General features: G+C 36.4%; 13 protein-coding genes. 5 read left to right on the forward strand and 8 right to left on the reverse strand.

Annotated elements, in window-relative coordinates:
* Nucleotides 1–26: 26 nt before the first annotated feature.
* Complete coding sequence (locus J0M08_09965; protein ID MBN8703380.1) at nucleotides 27–170, forward strand: hypothetical protein; 144 nt, start codon at nucleotides 27–29, stop codon at nucleotides 168–170.
* On the opposite strand, the gene J0M08_09970 is transcribed toward J0M08_09965, so the two are convergent.
* The 3 genes from J0M08_09970 to J0M08_09980 are packed head-to-tail and all read right to left on the reverse strand — an operon-like array spanning nucleotide 153 to nucleotide 14,104.
* A complete protein-coding gene (locus tag J0M08_09970) occupies nucleotides 153–6,917 on the reverse strand; it encodes a T9SS type A sorting domain-containing protein (GenBank protein MBN8703381.1) in 6,765 nt (2,254 codons plus the stop codon). The two genes, J0M08_09965 and J0M08_09970, sit on opposite strands and share 18 nt — an antisense overlap.
* A 5-nt stretch (nucleotides 6,918–6,922) precedes the next feature.
* Nucleotides 6,923–11,761, reverse strand: coding sequence for a PKD domain-containing protein (locus J0M08_09975; GenBank protein MBN8703382.1), 4,839 nt, complete (start codon nucleotides 11,759–11,761; stop codon nucleotides 6,923–6,925).
* Between the two features lie 33 nt (nucleotides 11,762–11,794).
* Nucleotides 11,795–14,104, reverse strand: a complete 2,310-nt coding sequence (locus tag J0M08_09980; GenBank protein MBN8703383.1) for an AAA family ATPase — start codon at nucleotides 14,102–14,104, stop codon at nucleotides 11,795–11,797.
* A 305-nt stretch (nucleotides 14,105–14,409) separates the two neighbouring features.
* Here J0M08_09980 and J0M08_09985 point away from each other — a divergent pair, with 305 nt between their 5' ends.
* From J0M08_09985 to J0M08_10000, 4 genes are read left to right on the forward strand one after another with little or no spacing between them, the layout of a single operon-like run.
* Nucleotides 14,410–15,135, forward strand: a complete 726-nt coding sequence (locus J0M08_09985; GenBank protein ID MBN8703384.1) for a cytochrome c oxidase subunit 3 — start codon at nucleotides 14,410–14,412, stop codon at nucleotides 15,133–15,135.
* A 50-nt stretch (nucleotides 15,136–15,185) separates the two neighbouring features.
* Nucleotides 15,186–15,689: a cytochrome C oxidase subunit IV family protein gene (locus J0M08_09990; GenBank protein ID MBN8703385.1), complete on the forward strand. Its 504-nt coding sequence runs from the start codon at nucleotides 15,186–15,188 to the stop codon at nucleotides 15,687–15,689.
* 35 nt (nucleotides 15,690–15,724) lie between these two features.
* Nucleotides 15,725–16,453, forward strand: coding sequence for a hypothetical protein (locus tag J0M08_09995; protein MBN8703386.1), 729 nt, complete (start codon nucleotides 15,725–15,727; stop codon nucleotides 16,451–16,453).
* A complete protein-coding gene (locus J0M08_10000; protein ID MBN8703387.1) occupies nucleotides 16,443–16,967 on the forward strand; it encodes a DUF420 domain-containing protein in 525 nt (174 codons plus the stop codon). Before J0M08_09995 ends, J0M08_10000 begins: the two co-directional genes overlap by 11 nt.
* Nucleotides 16,968–17,039: 72 nt before the next feature.
* Here J0M08_10000 and J0M08_10005 read toward each other — a convergent pair whose 3' ends face one another.
* From J0M08_10005 to J0M08_10025, 5 genes are all read right to left on the reverse strand, one after another.
* Nucleotides 17,040–17,414 carry a hypothetical protein gene (locus J0M08_10005; protein ID MBN8703388.1) on the reverse strand — a complete coding sequence of 125 codons (375 nt, stop codon included), beginning with the start codon at nucleotides 17,412–17,414 and terminating at the stop codon, nucleotides 17,040–17,042.
* Nucleotides 17,415–17,473: 59 nt separating this feature from the next.
* Entirely contained in the window at nucleotides 17,474–18,031 is a 558-nt protein-coding gene (locus tag J0M08_10010; GenBank protein MBN8703389.1) for a GNAT family N-acetyltransferase, read from the reverse strand.
* A gap of 4 nt (nucleotides 18,032–18,035) precedes the next feature.
* A complete protein-coding gene (locus J0M08_10015) occupies nucleotides 18,036–19,193 on the reverse strand; it encodes a DUF3298 domain-containing protein (GenBank protein ID MBN8703390.1) in 1,158 nt (385 codons plus the stop codon).
* Between the two features lie 15 nt (nucleotides 19,194–19,208).
* A complete protein-coding gene (locus J0M08_10020; protein MBN8703391.1) occupies nucleotides 19,209–19,646 on the reverse strand; it encodes a VOC family protein in 438 nt (145 codons plus the stop codon).
* Nucleotides 19,647–20,315: 669 nt separating this feature from the next.
* Nucleotides 20,316–20,641: copper oxidase (locus tag J0M08_10025; GenBank protein ID MBN8703392.1), on the reverse strand; the 326-nt coding region annotated here is incomplete at its 5' end.

The following is a 20,641-nucleotide window of genomic DNA, read 5'->3' on the forward strand; positions in this document are numbered from 1 at the left end:
AGTACAGCGTTCCCAAAACAGCTAAAATGTATAGGTGGTCGCTCAGCGGAACAGCACATGGTGGCGTTGGACAAGGCGGTGGTGGTGGTGGTCCTTGTGCGAACAAAGAACTACTTGCTACAACAAACAAAGACAATACCGTTATTTTAAATTTATCGAATATCATATAGCATTATTTTTTTGTGTATAGTATTTTCCGATGTTTCTATTTGAATAATATAAACCCCATCATCTAATCCACTTACCCTTAGCTGTGCGTTTTTCAACGGCTTTAGGTAGTTAATCATTTTTACCTCTTGACCTAATTCATTTATCAACCTAATCCTTGTTACAATTTCATCTGTTGTTTCTACCATCAAAGTATTTGAAGCATTCACGTATATTTTAAATTCGGCCTCATCAATTAATTTTAAAGAGGTATTACTTAAATTAAAAACAACAACAGTTGCACTGGCTGTATCTGCGCATCCATAGGTGTTTTGAGCAATCATATCTAAAATAAAGGTCCCTGCTGTAGAATAAGAATAAACAGGAAGGCTATCTAAGCTAACATTTCCATCGCCAAAACTCCATGAATAAGTAGAGGCATTTAACGATGTATTTGCAATATGCAATTGAGCTTGTCCGTTTTGCAAATAAAGAGTATCATTTTGCAACTGAAAATTTGCACGTACCATATTTGTGTCTGCATCAATTTTATAGGTTGCTGTATCTACGCACCCTGCAGCATCCGTAATCCAAACAGAGTAATTTCCACTAGACAAATTATTTATTTTATTAGTTGTTTCTTGATTACTCCACAAATAGGTGTAAGGCGAAGTTCCGCCCACAACACTAAGTTCTATCTTACCATTGGAAACCCCGGCACAAGAGGCATTTACCAACATGGCAGATTTTGACAAAAGTGTAGGAGCTGTTATTTGCGTAGAATCTATAAAACTTCCGCATACACTATCTGTATTTTGAGTATAAATAAAATAAGTACCCGCATACAAACCGCTAGCTGTATCTGCTGCAGTAAAATTTGAGTTAGCATACACAATATTGTTCGCACTATCTTTTATAGTAACATTCCAACTACCAGAGTATTGTGGCAGAAGAGCTATTGCTCCATTTGCTGAATTCGAGCAAGAAAGATTCGTAGTTTCCTGTCTTGCAGGCGGAGGTAAGAAATGAATTAAAAATCTTTTTACCGGATTGGGGGTTGTTGACAATGAAAAACTATATGTAGAATCCTGTACTAAATTCTTACGTACACCAGTAACTAAATCTTCTAGCATAACGCATGTATTGTCGTCCGGAAGATTAAGCGCTTTTCTTTTCAAGGTATAAATTCCATTTACGCCTGCTTTTACATACATAGCTATGGTTCTTTGCTTTGTAGAATCAGAAAATGTATTTATGCAGGTTTGAACAAGATCTGCTGTTTCTGAGCTTAGATAAGGCGTTGTGGGATTTCCACTTGCTATTTTTAGTGCATCAAACAAACTATCGTTATTATCGGTTGCTCCTTGCTTAAAGCGAATGAGCGTTTCGTCATAGTAGGAATTTTGATTGTTTGTCAATTTGAATTGAAGCACATACGGGATTACAGTATTTTGCTTCCAAAACTGTGTAGCCGGATTGCTACCGGTTTTCACGCTTTCCGTCATGCTCAATACAGGACTTGCACCTGAAGTTTTCACCATAAATGCTTGGCTTGACGGAATAATATTTGTAGCCCCATTTACGCCCGGTCCTCCAACAGGATATGTTGCGTAATTTTGAGATGCATCGTTCCAGTAATATACAGTGTTACCTTGTATATTAGTTCTTGTCCATCCACTTCCAGCATCCCAATCTATCGCACTTGGATATGGATTACTTACTAAATTCCATCCATCATCCGCATGGCTACTCGAGTTATATGTTACAGGAAGACTAATATTTCCTTTATTTGGAGTACCAGTCAAATCAAGAGTTACAGGAATATTGGTAGAATAAAAATAAACCGCATACCCTTTACCTACTACCATGGCATCTGTAACATTGCTAGGAATAGTCCATCCATTTGCAAAAGCGCCTGCAACCGACTCACTGTAAGAATAAACATTGCACCAATAAGAAGGCTGCGTTGTACCGGGAAATCCATCCATTCGCAATTCCGGAGTTAAGCCTCCAAGTGTTGCATTACTAATTGCAGAACCTACATATCTATATCCTTGTGCACCTGACACGTATCGTTGCATGGTAATATTTCCAGAAAAATTAGCAGGAGTACCAAGGGTTCCAATTGATGCCGTTCTGCTGGAGGAAGACAATAATGTAAATTGATTATTGGTGTTAAATGTTCCGGTACCGGACAGTGTAAACACATTAAGTAATCGTTGCGCTGTAGATAAACTTACCGCTGCCCCGGAAGAAACTGTCATATTATAAAAATCTGCAGTAGCACTTCCTGAAATTGTTTGAGCACTACTTCCATTAAAAACAACGGTACTTGTACCTGATGTAAATGTTCCTGAGTTAGACCAGTTACCAGCAAGGTTAATAGTATTAGAGCCTGCGGAAAGCGTGCTATTAGAGTTAATTGTTAAATCTGTATTTACTGTAATATTGCTGCCTAATGTCTTTGTTCCTGCTCCACTAAAAGTAATATTATTAAACGTCTCTCCTCCTGTTTTAGTAATACTTTGAGAAAGTGTTCCTGTAAAAACAACCGTTCCAAATCGAGGTGTAAACGCACCACTATTGTCCCAGTTTCCTGCAACATTCAAAGCATAATTAGAAGAGCTTACATCTAAGGTTCCACTAGTAATGGCAAGACTACCATTTAACGTGGCAGTTCCACCTAGTGTTTTTACAGCAGCCCCTGAAACGCCTAAATGATGGTAAGTTATGCCCCTGATAGTTTGTGCGGAAGATGCTGTATAATTTACTGTATTGCCCGATGCAGATGCATCAATGCCTGTAAGCGTAAAGCTTGTTGCGCCAATATTTAAAACCGAATTTGTACTGTTAGTTAAAGTGCTCGAACCAGCTAAAGTTCCAGTAACACTAAGAGTCCCAGTGTTGGTCGCAGTTGCGTTTACAGTTAGTTTTGCTAATGATCCATTTCCACTGATTGTTTGCCCTGCAGTTGTTTGTAGTAAAATGCCAACTGACGAACTTGAGAGTGTGGAGTTGAGTGTTAAGCCACCTGTACTTGTAAGAACACCTGCAACAGAACCAATGATATTTCCAGTTGAACTTATTACAATTCCTCCTGTACCCACATTGGTTGTATTTGGTGCAGTCCAATTTGCAATTCCATTAATGGTTAATTTTGTACAAGCACCAGGATTAGCGTTCATCGTTACGGTATGAGTTGCAGCAATCTCTACGTAATCTCCAGCAACAGGCGCTACACCACCAACCCAAGTTCCACCAGCAGTCCAGTTACCTGATGTGGTACTCACAATCGTAGCACGCACAACCACAGGTAATGTAACTATTTCATTTGCGCCACACAATCTAGTAACGTTAACGCTTACGCTGGCTGTAGGAGTTGCGGTTCCCCAATTAACGGTAATAGCATTGGAAGTTCCTCCGCTTGCTTGTGTCCCACCTGTTATTGTCCAATTGTATGTATAACCCGGAACATTAGTAACCGAATAAGATACGCCAGATTGTAAACTTGCTACAGAAGCCAATCCGGTAATAGTAGATGTTGGAATTGGATTTATATTTACAGTAGAAGTAACTGCTGTGTTATTATCTCCACAATCGTTTTGCTCTACCACTTGCACGTATCCTATCATTCCAGTTCCACCCCAATTAACGGTTATAGAATTAGTAGTGCCACCACTTGCTTGTGTACCACCGGTAATCGACCATGTATAAATATTCCCTGGAGTATTTGTAACGGAATAAGCTACTCCTAATGTACTTGTACACACTGATGTTAAGCCTGTAATAGAGGAAACATTAAATGCAGAACAAGCAGCACTACCCAGAGCAAATTGAGCCGAGAGTCCACTAAGTGCGCTTCGCTTAGCTATTGGGCTAGTTGCCGCTACATGCGTCCCGTTCATAGACCACGGATTTCCAGAAGTCGTTCTATATAAAATTCGAGTGGATGGTTTAATGGTATAACTTGTAAATCCTGTACCGGTAAGCTCTAAGGCATAATTTGTACTTGCTAATCCATCTGCTGCCGTTAAATCCCAGTATCCTTCTGTAAATTGATTTGCGATACTAAAACCTCCATCTGAAATTGGTAAGCCACTTGCACCTGGATTTGTAGAAACAAACTCAGTGGTAAGAGAACCATTTGTTAAATTTGTAAAAGTAAGTTGTGCTTTTCGATTGTATGATGCTGTTCCAACAGGAAATACAATAGCTACACCGGTTGCGTTTATCCAGCGTTTAAACTTTCCTACAATGGTTCCTGCGGTATAATTAAATGTACCCACAGAAGCCGTACTAGTTCCAACTGTTAGCGTATTCGACCCACAAGAAACAATTCCGGCTGTTTGCGTAAGAATATTTGTTACACCAACATTATTATTTAGCACTAAACTACCTGCCGATTTATTTAATGTAAGATTATAAAACGTTTCCCCACCTGATTTTGTAAGATTCTGTGTGCCTGTACCATTGAATGTGACTGTACCAGTGCCTGGGGTAAAAGTGCCACTATTAGACCAATGCCTGCCAAGTGTGAATGCAAAATTATTTGCATTAAAAGCTCCGGAGCTAATTGTAAAATCATTAAAAACCGTTAATGCAGAAGCTAGTTGTGCTGTTGCATTTGAACTATTCACAACTAAATTAGCTAATGAAACGGCCGAATTTATTTGAATTGTTTGTGATACGGGAGTTGACGCATTGCCAATTTGAAGTGTACCATCTGTAACATTTAGTATTCCGTCAGAAGCTAAAAACCCTAAATTTGTTGCACCGGATTGCTGAATAACAATAGTTCCTCCCGACATAGTAAATATAGAACCAACTACATCCATCTGAAATGGCGCAAGTGCAGCCGTTGTCGAACCTATTGTTGGCACAGTAAGAGTACCTCCGGACATTAGAAAGGTGGTAATAGTAACATTGTTAACCCTATCTAATCGACCTGCAATATTCAATGCACCTCCTGTTATCTCTAGGGACCCTCCATAGGAAGTAATGTTTTCATTTATTGCATCACCCACGTTAACAGTGCCGGAACTTACTTTTATTCCTCCATAAAGAGATATTGTACCTAAACAATTTACAGTTGCAGTAGAACTATTAATCCAAAAACCTCCCGTTGTAGGCACGGCAGCAGCTCCAGAAAAAGGCGTTACCGTTAATGAACTAACAGTAGATAATTTAAATGTGCCATTTGTTATCGTAAGAAAATTTGAGGCCGCGGAAAAATTAGTACTTGTAATATCTAAAATATTATTGGCAGAAGTTCCCATATTCGTTGTGATACGGTTGAAGTTACTTGTTCCTCCACTACCACTGATACTCTGACTTCCATTTTTACTGAAAGTAATATTTGCCAAACTGTTTCCATCGGTAGCCATATTTACAGTACCACTATTTACAATATCCCCAGATAAATTTATTACATGAGTTGTGTTAGAAGCTGTATTCACATCAAAAGTTGCACCAGAGCTTACTGTTATATCACCTGTAACCGTAATAGTTCGTATTGTGGTATTATTTCCAATTCTCAAAACTCCACTAGTACCTTGACCAACAGTAAGATTAAAACACGAGGCATTTGAATTTATAGTTACCGTATGCCCATCAGCAATTGTAACATTATCAACAGAAGTAGGTACTGTACCTGAACTCCAAGTAGCTCCTGAATTCCAGTTTCCGGATACAGTAGAGGTAATAGTACCTGCATTAAGTGTTGCTTGATTGCCTGATAATTCGGCACTAACAGCACCTTCTGTTACTGCATATACTTTCCAATAGTAAGTGGTGCTTGGCAACAATCCTGTTTGAGCAGATGTTGTGGCATTGGCTGCGGTTCGAGTAATATATGTATATGTAACATCGTCCTCTGAACGGTAAATAGCATAGCCAACTTCATTGGTAGCCCAATTAGTCCAATTTAAAGTCATTCCTGCATTTGTAACTCCGGTGAATGTAAGTGAACCAGACGGAGCTGCGGGTGTAGAAGGAGTAAAAGTAAGTTTAGAGTCTGAAGCAGGAATGGTTGCAAGCGTATGTGTTTCACCGTTATTAAAGGTAGCGGTATTGGCCGTTTGTTGCGCATTTAGCTGAGCCAACGTGGCAGTACCACTTACTGTGGCTGCATTTATACCACAACTATATGACCATCCTGCAGTACCCGGAGTCATCGTTCCATATACAAATTCAATTACACCTGATGTTTCGTATAACTTTACCTGAAAATTAAGATCGGGTGTTGTATTGCCATATACTGCCATATTAATCCACTCTACCGTTAAAACTCTATTAGGGGTAGAACCGCTTACTTCATATTTTATACTACTACCTAACGGATCGCCACCACCTTGTGTGGTCATATCATCATACATGGGTGCAAGTGCCAACAGTGTACCTCCAGAACCGGGGGTAGTACCCGCACCTGAAAATTGTGTATTATCATATCCATAGGCACCGGTTGTAGGACCACCATCTGCTGTTGATGAAGAAAAATCTATGTAGCCATTTGTAGATACATTAAACTGAGTATATCTAGTCCCGTTATACCAAAAATCAAAGCCAATATTTGTCAGGTTACTTCTATTATCATCTTGACTAAAACCACCAACATATCGCCAACTACTTACCGGGGTACCAGTTGAGGCAATAGAGGTATAACTTATTCCTGTACTTCTAGTTACGGTATATGTTGCAAGGCTTTGAGTGTAACCAGATATAGAGATTACAGAAAAAAGTACGACTACTATTTTATAAATAACCTTTGTCATTTTACCTATTCAATATATGTTTTTTTTGTAAATATTCTATTAGGTGTTTCTATTACCACCATATAAAACCCTGTTGGAACGCGTGGAATATTGTACATGTACTCTCCTGATGTTTCTTTCGCAAATTCTTTTTCTATTACTTTTTGTCCAAGTAAATTTGTCAATTTAAAAGTACCACCATTTGCAAAAAGATTGCTAACATCAAAAAGAACAATTGATGAGTTGGTGGCACTAATTCTTAACTCATCTAGTGTATGGGCTGCATCTGTCTGCAAAATTTGTTGATTTAGTATTGTAATGATTTTTTCCAATGTGTCAGGACAACCACTATTGTCATAGGCTACGAGCCTTATGACATAATTCCCTTGCTGATTATAAATGTGCAAAGGAATTGAATCTGTAGATTGAAATCCATCTCCAAAATCCCACATATAGTTTGAAGCATTTGCTGAATTATTAGTCAACTGCAGGTTAGCTTGCCCATTAACAAGTACTAATGTATCTTGCAATAAACTAAAATTTGCAAGAGTTAGGGTAGTATCTGCATTAATATAATAATTGAAGGTATCACGGCACATGTTGCTGTCAAAAACAATAACACTATAATTGCCTGCACTCAAATAGCTGATAGTACTTGTTGTTTCTTGATTGCTCCAAACATAGGAATAGGGTATTGTTCCACCACCAACTGTTATAGAAACTGCACCGTTAGCTATTTCTGTGCACGATGCCTTTGTAAGTGTTTCTGAAACCTCCAGAGGCAACGCATCTACAAGTAATACGGTATCAATGCTCGCACCACAAACACTATTTGAATTGACAGAACTGATATAGTAACTGCCGGACGACAAATTCTTAATGGTATCGAGAGGCTGAGAGATTGAATTGTTTTGATAAACTATAGCATTTGTAGAGTCTCGGAGAGTTGTATTCCAAATACCTTGTTGCGAGGACGAAACAACAATTGCCCCATTTGATTGGCCAAAACAAAGAGGTGCTATTGTAGCGTATGTTACCGGAGGCGGAATAATATGCAACATAAATCTTTTTACTGCGCTTACAGAAGTATTTAATGAAAACATGTAAACACTATCATTATTCAAATTAATTTTTGAGCCTAGAATAAGGTCTTCTAGCACTACACAGTTTTTATTATCAGGTAAATTCATCAGCGTTTTTCTTAGTGTGTACGTTCCATTAACGCCCGCCTTTACATATATAGGAATTGAAAAGTATTGCAACGAGTCTGAATAGGTGTTAATACAAACCTGCACAGAATCGTCTGTCTCTGTACTTAAATAAGGAGTGCTAGGATTGCCGCTTGCTATTTTTAAAGCATCAAACAAGCTATCGTTATTATCAGTAGCTCCTTGTTTAAAACGAATCAATGTTTCATCAAAATAATTATTCTGATTATTGGTTAATTTCAACTGAATTGCAAATGGCTGATTCATGTTTTGTTTCCAAAACTGGGTAGAAGGATTTGTATTTGTTTTAACACTCTCTGTCATATCCAAAACAGGGCTTGCAGCTGAAGCCTTTACCATAAATCCTTGTCCAGAGGGAATAACATTAGAACCTCCATTTATTCCTGGACCACCTAACGGATACGTTGCATAATTCTGTGCAGCATCATTCCAATAATAAATTGTGTTGCCTTGAATATTTGTTCTTGTCCATCCACTGCCGGCATCCCAATCAATAGCGCTAGGATATGGATTACTAACTAAGTTCCATCCATCGTCTGCGTGAGGAGTTGAATTGTATGTTACAGGCAAACTAATTGGGCCTTTGTTCGGAGTACCTGTTAAATCTAGCGTTACAGGTATATTCGTAGAGTAAAAGTAAATTGCGTATCCTTTGCCAGGTATCATGGCATCGCTTATATCACTAGGAATAGTCCATCCATTTGAAAAACTACCTGATGCCGCTTCGTTATATGTATACACATTGCACCACCATCCGGGAGCTGTTGCACCAGGAAATCCATCCATTCGTATTTCAGGTGTTAAGCCGGCCAGAGTGGCATTGCTTATAGGAGCTGAAACATATCTGTATCCTTGTGCTCCTGATACATAACGCTGCATCGTTATATCCCCGGAAAAATTAGCTGGTGTTCCCAAAGCAGCAATACCGGCTGTTCTGGAAGCACTTGAAAGCAATGTTAAAAAATTATTTGTCGTAAATAGTCCGGTTCCACTCAAGGTAAGTTCGTTTACTAATCGCTGTGCGCTAGACAGACTAACACTTGCGCCATTAGCAACAGTTATATTATAAAAATCTGTTTGTGTTCCACTGATTGCTTGCGCTACACTTCCATTAAAATTTAAGGTGGATGAATTTGTTGTAGCATCAATAGTTGCGCTACCTGCCACTGAAAAATTGCCTGCAATGTTTGTTGTTCCTGTTAACAGTGTTTTTACACCGGCATTAGAAACCGACAAATTGTGGTAACTTATTTGTGCGATACTTTGAGCTCCACTTCCGTTGTAAACAATAGATGTTGAATTTGCAGTAGCATTAGCTGCGGCAGTACCGGTAACTGTGAACGTGCTAGCTATATTAGTGGTTCCGGCTGCAATTGTCTTAGTTCCTGCATTCGAAAAAATTAAATCATTATAAGAAGTATTCCTTACTATTTGCGCGCCACTACCATTATAATCAAATGTGCCTGTGCCACAAGTAAATGTACCTGTTTGTGTGTTGTTTCCGCCTAAATTAATTCTGCCTGTACTTGTTGATAATCTTCCTGCACCACTTAGTGTTCCGGTTACACTAAGAGTATTGGTAGTAATACCAAATGTGGTATTAGTTGCTCCTAATACCAAATTACCTAAAACAGAAGTAAGAGTTCCTGTAGGAGCTTTAGTTACCGTAGAAGTGCCACCGCTTACTGTCAGGTTTCCATAATTGGGAGTAGATGATATTGACTGCGAAGCTGTATTAGATTGATATGTAACTGTACTGGTTGCATTCAAACTAATATTAGCAGTTGTAAAATTGGTTGGAAAACTAACTGCAGTTGCAGATGCTGTTGTTCCTAGAGTAAGTATAGTACTCGCAGCCATTGACATTATACCCGTTGCATTACCCGTTATTTGAAACGTACTACTACCAAGTGTTCCTCCAGAAATGGTTAAGTTCCCATTTACAGCTGTAGCAGCACCAATTGTAGAGGTGCCGGCATTGCTAATAATTAAATGATGATAGGTTGTACCTCGTACCGTTTGTGTTCCGCTACTCGTATATTCAAACGTTCCTGTACCGCAAGTAAAAGTACCCGTTTGGGTATTATTCCCTCCCAAATTAATTCTTCCGGTAGTTGTTGATAATCTACCAGCCCCACTTAGTGTACCTGTTATACTAAGTGTATTTGTACCAACAGCAAAAGTAGTATTAGCAGTACCCAATACCAAATTTCTTGTCACGGTGGTTAAGGCTCCACTAGGAGATTTACTTATAACGGTTACTCCACCACTAACCGTTAAGTTTCCATAGGTAGGAGTAGATGAAATAACTTGTGCAGCAGTATTTGCTTGATAGGTAACAGTACTGGTACTACTTAAACTGATATTTGCTGTAGTAAAATTAGTTGGAAAACTAACCGCAGTTGCCGAAGCCGTTGTGCCCAAAGTAAGAGCGGTACTAGCTGCCATAGACATTATTCCAGTTGCGTTGCCTGTTATTTGAAACGTACTGCTGGCAAGTGTTCCTCCGGAAATAGTTAAATTGCCATTGACAATCGTTGCGGCTCCAATGGTAGAGGTACCCGAATTACTTATAATTAAATTATGATATGTTGTACCTCTTACCGTTTGATTGCCTGCCCTATTGTAATTAACAGTTCCTGTACCGCAAGTAAATGTGCCAGTATGTGTATTGTTATTTCCAATATTCAATTGCCCTGTTGTAAAAGACAACCCACCTGCTCCACTTAGTCTTCCTGTTACACTAAGCGTATTTGTTGCTACTGCAAATGTTGTATTGGCTGTCCCCAAGCTTAAATTACCTAGAACGGTTGTTGTTGTGCCTGTTGGCGATTTACTAATAACAGAAGCACCTCCGCTTACAATTAAATTTCCATAACTAATTGTTGATAGTATAGCTTGTGTTGCCGTATTGGCCTGATAAGTAACAGTACTGGTAGCACTTAATGAAATATTGCCAACAGCAAAATTAGTTGGGAATGGCACATTCGTTGCAGAAGCCGTTGAGCCCAATCTTAATGTAGTACCCGCAGCCAAGGATAATAAGCCTGTGGCATTACCAATAAGCAGAAACGCATTTGTTTGCAAAATGCCAGTTGTAAGTGTAAGATTATTATTGATTGTAGTATTTACACCGAGACTAACGCTTCTAGATGTTGAATTAATTATAAGATTGTAATATGCGGCAATTGCAGAAGGAAGAGTTGTGTTTGCAGCTGTGTTGTTCCAATGAATCGTACCAGTACCCGGAGTAAATGTTTGATTGGTTGTGGTCCAAGAAGTTCTAATTTGTAAAGTTCCTCCATTTGTCATGTTAATGGAACTACCAGCTGTAGAAGATGAAACAGCAGTAACATTTAAAGTATTTGTTCCTGCTGCAGGCCAAACTAAAGAGCCTACGCCACCAAACCCAACATTAAGTGTTCCGTACGCTAAATTTGCTGCTCCTGCATCAAGAGTACACGTACCAACAATTCTAATGTTGTCAGCCGCAATCGGCAATGTAGTTAAATCCCATTTGCTGGGGTCGCTAAAATTTCCAGGACCGGTAAATGTTTTATTGGCAGAATACCCCACCCCTCCACTCAAGAGGCAGAGAATAAAGATAAGACAGCCGATAAAATATTTTTTGCTCATTTCTCACAAATCAAAATATAGAATTAATATGCACTACGAAGCGTATGCGTATTTGTAATTTTTGTAATACTTAGAATAATATTGTGTCTTCTTAACATTGGTTTTATTGAGAAGTAAATAAATATTAAACTTATTTTCCTCTACAATTAGGTTTGCTTGCTTTATTGCCTCTTTATTAGAAACCACAGAGCTAAGTACAAAAACATTAATATCAGAATGTTTCATTACAGATAACACCTCCGAAATTAGCCCGATAGGAGCGGTATCTAAAATTACATAATCGTAATTTTTTCTTGCGTACTCAATAATTTTTTCTGTTCTATCGCCAATCAAAAGTTCTGAGGCATTCTTAATTGGGGTAGTATTTAGCAACATATCAAATTTTCTATCGCCCTTAAGTATTGCCTTTGAAATATCAACATAATCATTGTAAACATTGGCAACTCCCTTCTCAATAGGAGTAGTAATAGAAAGCGATTTTACAATACTCGGATTGAACAAATCTAAATCTATCAATAAAACTTTCTTGTTGCTTTTAGAAATAACCTCCGCTAAATTAATTGCAGAGAATGTTTTCCCCTCTCCAATCATGTGAGAGGTAACTAAAATTACTTTTGCCTTTTTCTTCGCTGGCATAAACTCTAACGATGTTCTAATGGAGCGTAAAAAGACCGAGGCAATTGGATTCTCCTCTGCATTAACAATGGTAGTAATTTTGTTTTTATCATATTTAATCATCGGAATTTCCCCTAAAATAGGAAGTTCTGTCTTTTCCTTTAATTCATCTATTGTTTTAATACCGGAAGTAAACAACATTTTCAAATAAACAAACAGCAAACTAATTCCCAACGCAACAAGAGCAAACTTGTAAATAATAGACCATCTTGAAGGTCCAGAAGATTCAACAATATGAGCTGATTCAAACAACTTATACTCCGGAGCCATAGCTGCTTGAGAAACCAGTAATGTATTTTTTTTGTTTAGCAAATCCATATACATATTCTCGTTCATCTTCATTTGTCGCTCCAAATCCATAATACGCAACTGCGTGCTTGTATATTTTTTTTCCAAAGGAGTTATTTCTGCAATTTGGTTTTCAACAAAAGCAATCTTTGCATCGGTAGCAACCTTACTATCCTTTATGTATTTCAACAAATCACTTTTTCTATCTTCGTATCCTTTGTCAATGTGCGATATATTCTTGCTTTTATCAGTTACATCAAATAAATAATCGCGTTTGTCTTTTTGCAGTTTTTGTAATTCTGCAAAAGCGTTTGCCAAAAATGCATCTTGTTGTTCATTAAAATAAGGAGGAGGCACAGTAACATCGGCCGATGATTTTAATGTCAAATAATTTTCAATTTCATTCAAGCCTAATCTTTTTTGTTGAAGGCGACTTTTTTCCAGTGTCAAACTAGTATAAACCGAAATATATTTTTGATCTTCAATAGATTCACTTATAACTAAATTACCTTGATTGTACTTGCGCAAACTATCTGCAATCTGCTGCAACGTAATATCTGTACTCACCAAAAGTTTATCTATACCATAAACCATTTTGGTATTTCTTTCCAACTGCGTTTTAATGGTATTATTCAAATAATTTTTGGTAAGTGTATCCAAAAACGAAACAGCCCTATTCGAAAGAAAATCGTTGTAAAACACCTGTAAAACACCTAAATCTTTGGTGAGGTTCGATTTTAAAGCACTTTGGTATCTAGAAACTAATGTGTTTTTATTATGAAGTTTTACAATATACTTCTCCCCTTTTTTTAATAACGACTCTTTCCCTTTTGTTTTGTTGATATAAAGCTTAAAATCATTGGTAGAAAGTAAACTATCAAAAACACCCGCAGCTTCAATTTTGTTGGACGTACCTTGATATGATATAGAATATGAATTAGAATCTAAAATAGATAATGCTATAGGCGTTTCATAAAACGATTCGGATACAACACCGGTAGTTACTTTAAAAGGTGAATTATTAAATACTTCTTCTGATGTATTGTCTTTTAAGGTAAAATAAGAAACATCTAAGTTTAAACTATTGATGGTTTTTATAATTAAATCGGGAGAATTAATCCCTGTCATTTCCTCAGAATAATCAGCATATTCTTTTTTGTTCTCAGGGTTGTATTTTAATGATATTTGAGCAAGGGCAGTGTAGCCTTTAAAAACAAATTTCTCGAAATAATAATAACCTACACCGGCACCAAGAATCACAAATACAATTGGCACATACCAATACTCTCTAACAATAGATAGAAGTTTGCCTAAATCCTTTGAGCTTATTATCCCATCCGAATTATGCACCCGAGACCCGTTATTTTTTTTAGACACCATTAATTTTTTTCACGTAACCTTTTCAATATAAGTATTTTTGGTACTAGTTATACGTGTTTATTCTTAAAAAAAGTTACAAAATAACCCATAATTAGATTAACAACACCTCATAACCGATAAAAGTTCATTAAAAACCGACAAGATAAGGTAATTAAATTAAACAACTAACAATCAATTAGTTAACACCAAAGAATGATTATAAATAGTAAAATGAACAAATAATCTTTAGTTCAAAATTTTTTTTGAATAATAAATTTTTAATTTTACGTAGTTCAAGAACAAACATCTATAACTGAATTATTTATATGTCATCACATTCATCTACAGTTAGCCCAAAAGAAGCTTGGGGAGGCGCACAATCGCCATTTGGAGTAAGTTACGGAAAAATGTTTATGTGGTTTTTCCTTGTTTCCGATGCGTTAACATTCGGAGGACTTTTATGTGCGTATGGTTTTATGCGCCACAAATATCCCGATATTTGGCCTAATCCGGGCGATGTATTTCACCACTTTCCGTTCCTTGAAGGAGTTCATTTGCCTTTAGCTTATGTTGGTTTAATGACATTTATACTTATCATGAGTTCTGTAACTATGGTATTAGCAGTAGAAGCGGGTCATAGAAACGATAAAAAAGCTGTTACCAAATGGATGTTCCTAACTATTATTGGAGGTTTGATGTTTGTTGGCTCTCAAGCTTGGGAGTGGTATAATTTTATTGTAGGAACAGAGCATGGTGCTGTTAGAAATATTCTAGTAGATGGGGTTTGGAAAGATGTTGTTGTACATGGTGCTAACCTTACTTACAATGAGTATGGTCTTCCTGTATTTGGCGACTTCTTTTTCTTTATTACCGGATTCCACGGATTTCACGTATTCAGTGGTGTTGTAATAAATTTTATAATTTTTCTAAACGTTATTAACGGCACTTACGAGCGCAGAGGCCATTACGAAATGGTAGAAAAAGTTGGTTTGTATTGGCACTTTGTCGATTTAGTATGGGTGTTTGTATTTACATTCTTTTATTTATTGTAATCCCTTTTAGAATTTAGAGTTTATAATTTATCATTTAATACTAAAATTATATGTCGGAATTTCACGATGATTATCCAAATTATGAAGCAATGGCTCACCACAGCGAGGAAGAGGGAGCCGTAAAACGTAAAAAATTATGGAAAGTATTTTGGATTATGCTTGGCATTACAATCATAGAACTTATTATTGGTTTTATGGCAAAAGACTGGCATCTATTGGATGACAGAAATAAATCTACACTGCTATTAAAAGTATTGTTTATAGGCTTTACAATAGCAAAAGCCGCATATATTGTTCTGTCATTTATGCACTTAGGCGATGAGCGAAAAGTGTTTAAATACACTATTTTAGCACCATACTGCCTTTTTATAACCTATCTAATTTGGATAGTTACAACAGAAGGTACATACTCCAGTTCAACAGAACGCAAATCAGCTATGGATCAAAATGTGATTGATCAGCAAGAAATGTTGCTGAAGGGTGGTCATGGCGAAGAACACGGAGCCACAGAGAAACATACTGACGAAAAAGAAAAAAGTCACGAAGGACATTAATCATAAAAAAACCACGCCAACAGCGTGGTTTTTTTATGATTGCTAAACATTTTTACTTATCTGTTGTTACGGTTATCTATATGTCTAAATACAAAAAAGTATTTTTATTATTTTTCATACTACTTTTCCCTTCGGTGTTTTATATTATTTTATCTACCGGGAAACACCATTTTATTTATTTGAATTACTTAGGTCCAAAAACTGCTATTTCAAAAAAGGATACCGCATTCTTTAAAATACCCTTTCAACCGCTTACGAATCATAAAAATGTTTCGCTCGATTCTAGTTATCTAGGCATGTATATAAAAGTTGTAAATGCCTTTGATAGTCAAAACAAAGTGGCATATGCCCCTACCATGGCTCAGTTTGTGCGATTACAAGAAAAACTAAAAGATTATCAATTAGTAAAATTAATTTCTATTTCTGCGCAAACGACCAACAATTCTATTGATGAACTAAATGCATATGCAGATGAAGTACATTGTAATTATACAAATGTAAAATGGCATATAACAAAATTTACAACGCCAGATTTTGCAACTACATTTTTTACCGAATTACAAAAAGCAATTGCTATAGATACACAACCAATAGCGCTAGAAAAGGCTGTTTATTTGATTGATAAGGAATCGCACATTCGAGGAGTGTATGACGGAAGTGTTTTAAAAGAAATAAATAGATTGGTGGACGATATTAAAATTTTGTTGGCAGAATATTCGATTCTAGAAAAGAAAAAAGAAAAAAGAAAAAACAATGAACGATAAAAAAGCTCTTCGTTTAATTTATATAGTTTCTGTTGCTGTATTTGCATTGGTAGTTATACTATTTAATATGCCCAAAGCTGAAGCAATGCCTGAATTTGTAAAGATTCTACCAATGCTAAACGCCTTTATTAATGGCACATGCGCTATTTTACTACTTACGTCATTGTATTTTATAAAAAAGAAAAATATAGAAATGCACAAGCGGCTAAATATTGCCACCTTTATTTTATCTACGCTTTTTTTATTGTCGTATGTAACATTTCATGCCTTTGGAGTAGAAACAAAATTCCCGACAGATAATCCACTTCGGCCTGTGTATTTATTTATTTTACTTACACATATTTTATTAGCCGCAATTGTACTACCCTTAGTATTAATTTCGTTTTACAGAGGCTTAAAAGGCGATGTAGTAGCACATCGAAAAATTGTGCGGTTTAGCTTTCCAATATGGCTGTATGTAACAGTTACCGGGGTAATTGTGTATATAATGATATCGCCCTATTACCAGTTCTAGTAATTCGGCAACAGGTTAAATCCTTGCGGCTTAGTACAAAAGCACCTGCCAATAAAATAAATTGTGTGAAAGTTATTCTGAACTACTATTTTCTTGATTTGTTTCGTTTAACGAATGCTCAGTGGTAGTTTCAGAAATAAAGTTGGCTTGTGGCTTACATTCAGGAATTAGTTCATTAATATGAACACCATCTAAAAGCACATCGCACATCAACTCTTTCTTTTTCGAAAAAGAAAATGGAGGTTTTAGTTCAACCGTTTTATATTGAAGTAGATTAGCCAATTTTTCTTTTACTAAATTGTATTCTGCTCTATTGGCGTGCTTGTCGGGTACATTAAAATTATTGATTACCACAGAGCTACCGCCCGCTCTCAATTTCCAAATTCTCCATTCCGGAGATACATTAAACGAATTTGCAGATACTATTTGACTAACCTTAAATGCCATAAAATTGAAATATAGTGTTTAATGAATATACTAAATTTTAAGAAAAAAACATACTATTTTTAGTGAGATATGAATTGATTGTTCTTCTTCACCCAATCGCGTTTGGTTAGTTTATACCAATTATGGAGCGAATTATCATACATAAATGTTCCGGAAAGATGAAAACCCACTTTACTTAATATCCTATTTGATGCATTATTCTCTTGATGCGCTATTGCATACAAGTCGCTTAGGTTGAGGTTTTCGAACCCATAATTCAATGAAGCAATTGCGCTCTCTGTAGCAAAACCTTTAGCCCAATACTTTTTAATTAATCTGTATCCCAAATCATAATAGTTTATGTGATTATTTGTTGCTTCTCTTACATATTTCAATCCTGCCCAGCCAATAAAACTATTTGAACATTTTTCAACAACCGCCCAGCGTCCAATTCCATTGTCAATGTACTGCTGTCTTACCAACTGTATCACCTCCTTTACTTGAGAAATACTAGTTACCGGTTTATTGCCTAAATACTTATGCACATCTGGATCGGAGTCAAGCTCAAAAAATCCATCTGCATCCGATGGCAATATCTCTCTTAATATTAATCTATCCGTTTCTACAAAAATTTTCATTGTATTAATTTAAAAATTTTCGATTCTTCATCAATTCCTGAATCAATCCATTGGGCTTAATCATATTTTGAAAATCTTCGTATGGAATATGTATTTGGGGTGTTCCTAAAATGTAAGAGCCTATTTCATCGGGGTAATATGTAAATAAAAGTCCGGTATTTGTTATTGCAAAGTCACTTCTTAGTTTAAACTTTCCATTCGGAAAACTCCATTCTTCATATCCATTTTCTTCTCCAAATTTTTTCTCCGCAAGTTTGTTAAATTGAATCATATATTTTTTTTGTATCAAGTCATCAAGCGTTAGTTGCTTTCCAGTTTTTATGTCGAAGTTGCAATAGAATCCATTACTACTTGGATGCGCTGCATCTAACATAAATAGTGATTGTTGAACTTTAACACATAAAATATCGCTTTCATTGGTCACTAAAGAGCAACCAATGTAAAGTTGATATGCAGCATCTTCCTGCTTAATAGAATCTACAGCGTTCATTAATTCATCAATTGCATTACACTTGTCTCTACTATTGCTAAAAGCACATACCATTGATGTAATTACCTTATTCATATTTTGGGTTGCCTCCTGTGTAGAAGCTGCTACTTTAATGAAATCAAGGTCTATTCTAGAGCAAATGGAATCGCTCGCATTAGAATTGCCGGAAGACTCCATTTTATCCCTAACCCTACAATTCGTGCGATGCAATTCTTCAAATGAAACAGCAATTACATTATCTGTTTTTTCCGACATACTAAACTTCAACGTATCTCTTGTACTAGCATCAGTCCAAATTCCGGAAATGGATGTCTCATTACTAAAAGAGCCCGAAAAATTTATTTCTTTATGATAAATTGCAAATAAATCAAATGTTCCATCCGAGCCAACACGTCCATATAAAATGCTATTCTCTCCTATTCTACTATCAAAATACGTAACAGTTAAAACAGTATCTTTTTTTGTTAAATCAACCAGAACGGTATCACTTCCAATTACCCCTTCAAACTTTTTATAAAAAGATATAGGAAGATGAATTTTGGCATTGGGTTGTTGAGAGAGATTAGCAGAATCTAATACTATGACATCTTTGTCGCTTAAGGGAGTATTTTGATTCGTACAACCCATTAACACACATGCGCAAATCAACACGATGAAAATAGTACGTATCATAAATTATTGCTTAGGCTAAATTTGCCCCTTATAATTCGAGTCAAAATCTACCATCCATTCAATTCCATATTTATCTCTAAACATTCCAAAATATGAACCCCAGGGGCTATCAGAAATAGGCATCTCAATTTGTCCGCCTACCGAAAGTCCATTGAATAATTTGTCGGCCTCTTCTTTACTTTCTGCACTAATTACAATTTTGCTTCTATTTTCATTTTCGTTTGTTCGTCCCAATATTTCAGGTACATCATTAGCCATTAAAATACTTTTGCCAATTGGTAAGGCAATGTGCATTATTTTATTTGCTTCGTGCTCAGCTACCGGGAATTCATCACTTGCTAAATCTTTGAATCGCATGAATTTTGTAAACTCTCCGCCAAATACTGATTTGTAAAAGTTGAATGCTTCTTCTGCATTTCCGTTGAAGTTAATGTGAGGATTGATACTTGCCATTTTATTATTTATTAGTTTTTAAAATTCATAATTTCTTTTCAGCTTTTAAAGATAATGATTATCGCTATAACTGCTCTGAACTTTGCTAGATTGGCAATTCTCTACACTAAACTTCAATACTAAGTACTGAAATTTAAATTTAGCAAAAACAGTCATACAAAGAACTTAACTACCAATTTTGCAAAACACTTTTAGCGGATGCCCTTCTCTCTAAGGACAACGAAGATTTGTGTCCGTGATTTTTGTTTTATTGATGGGAAGAAAAAGCTGAAGCTTTATTTAGGTTGGAGAAAAGCACACTCTTTTGCATGTCTTGGTATGTGCGTTGGCTAGTGCGGTTTGTAAATGTGTGTGCTTTTGTGTGTTGGCTTTATAGTCTAAACAACATTGCTAAAATAAGTCTGCTTTCCGATTTTACTAAATCTGGTCGCCAGTTCGGATCTAGTGCAGCAGTTGAGTAACCTGTCTGCGAAGTAAACCATTGTCAGTATTTATTTTTTGTGTCATTGTCGTGTCGGCTGTATGTTGCGTTTTTTATTTTATTTGAAGCGTTGGAAATATTTTAATAACAATTTTGTACTGCGTTGGCTTTGCAAGCTCTTTGACAAAGCTTTGGTTGTAGCGTTGGCTTATGCGGCTTTGGCAATGTGCTTGCAAATTGGGTAGCAATTAATAGTTTAATGTCAGTCCAACTCCAAAGCCCATATCACTATCGTAGTGCGTTCTAATTCCCATATTTTTATTTAGAATGTAGCGTAAATCAACCATGAATTCTTTGTCTGTATTAACCATAAATCCGGCTCTAATTCTTTTTGAAATCGGTATATCTTCTCGCATTAAAGAAAGTCGAACTATTCCATCGTGATATACTTCTGCCTGAAAATTCACCAACATTGGAAGCGTGTACATAAACCCTAAACTTACAGCAGTTCTGTTGTCTTTTTTATTTACTTGTCCGAATAAATTTTCTTCTTGTTCATCAATTCCCATTTTTC

This window comes from Bacteroidota bacterium (genome assembly GCA_017303975.1).
In the GTDB taxonomy this organism is placed as follows: domain Bacteria; phylum Bacteroidota; class Bacteroidia; order JAFLBG01; family JAFLBG01; genus JAFLBG01.

Excerpts from the sequence above, each read along its gene's own strand:
- J0M08_09965 (MBN8703380.1), top strand. The coding sequence starts at position 27 with ATGTATAGGTGGTCGCTCAGCGGAACAGCACATGGTGGCGTTGGACAA.
- J0M08_09970 (MBN8703381.1), bottom strand. The coding sequence starts at position 6,917 with ATGACAAAGGTTATTTATAAAATAGTAGTCGTACTTTTTTCTGTAATC.
- J0M08_09975 (MBN8703382.1), bottom strand. The coding sequence starts at position 11,761 with ATGAGCAAAAAATATTTTATCGGCTGTCTTATCTTTATTCTCTGCCTC.
- J0M08_09980 (MBN8703383.1), bottom strand. The coding sequence starts at position 14,104 with ATGGTGTCTAAAAAAAATAACGGGTCTCGGGTGCATAATTCGGATGGG.
- J0M08_09985 (MBN8703384.1), top strand. The coding sequence starts at position 14,410 with ATGTCATCACATTCATCTACAGTTAGCCCAAAAGAAGCTTGGGGAGGC.
- J0M08_09990 (MBN8703385.1), top strand. The coding sequence starts at position 15,186 with ATGTCGGAATTTCACGATGATTATCCAAATTATGAAGCAATGGCTCAC.
- J0M08_09995 (MBN8703386.1), top strand. The coding sequence starts at position 15,725 with ATGATTGCTAAACATTTTTACTTATCTGTTGTTACGGTTATCTATATG.
- J0M08_10000 (MBN8703387.1), top strand. The coding sequence starts at position 16,443 with ATGAACGATAAAAAAGCTCTTCGTTTAATTTATATAGTTTCTGTTGCT.
- J0M08_10005 (MBN8703388.1), bottom strand. The coding sequence starts at position 17,414 with ATGGCATTTAAGGTTAGTCAAATAGTATCTGCAAATTCGTTTAATGTA.
- J0M08_10010 (MBN8703389.1), bottom strand. The coding sequence starts at position 18,031 with ATGAAAATTTTTGTAGAAACGGATAGATTAATATTAAGAGAGATATTG.
- J0M08_10015 (MBN8703390.1), bottom strand. The coding sequence starts at position 19,193 with ATGATACGTACTATTTTCATCGTGTTGATTTGCGCATGTGTGTTAATG.
- J0M08_10020 (MBN8703391.1), bottom strand. The coding sequence starts at position 19,646 with ATGGCAAGTATCAATCCTCACATTAACTTCAACGGAAATGCAGAAGAA.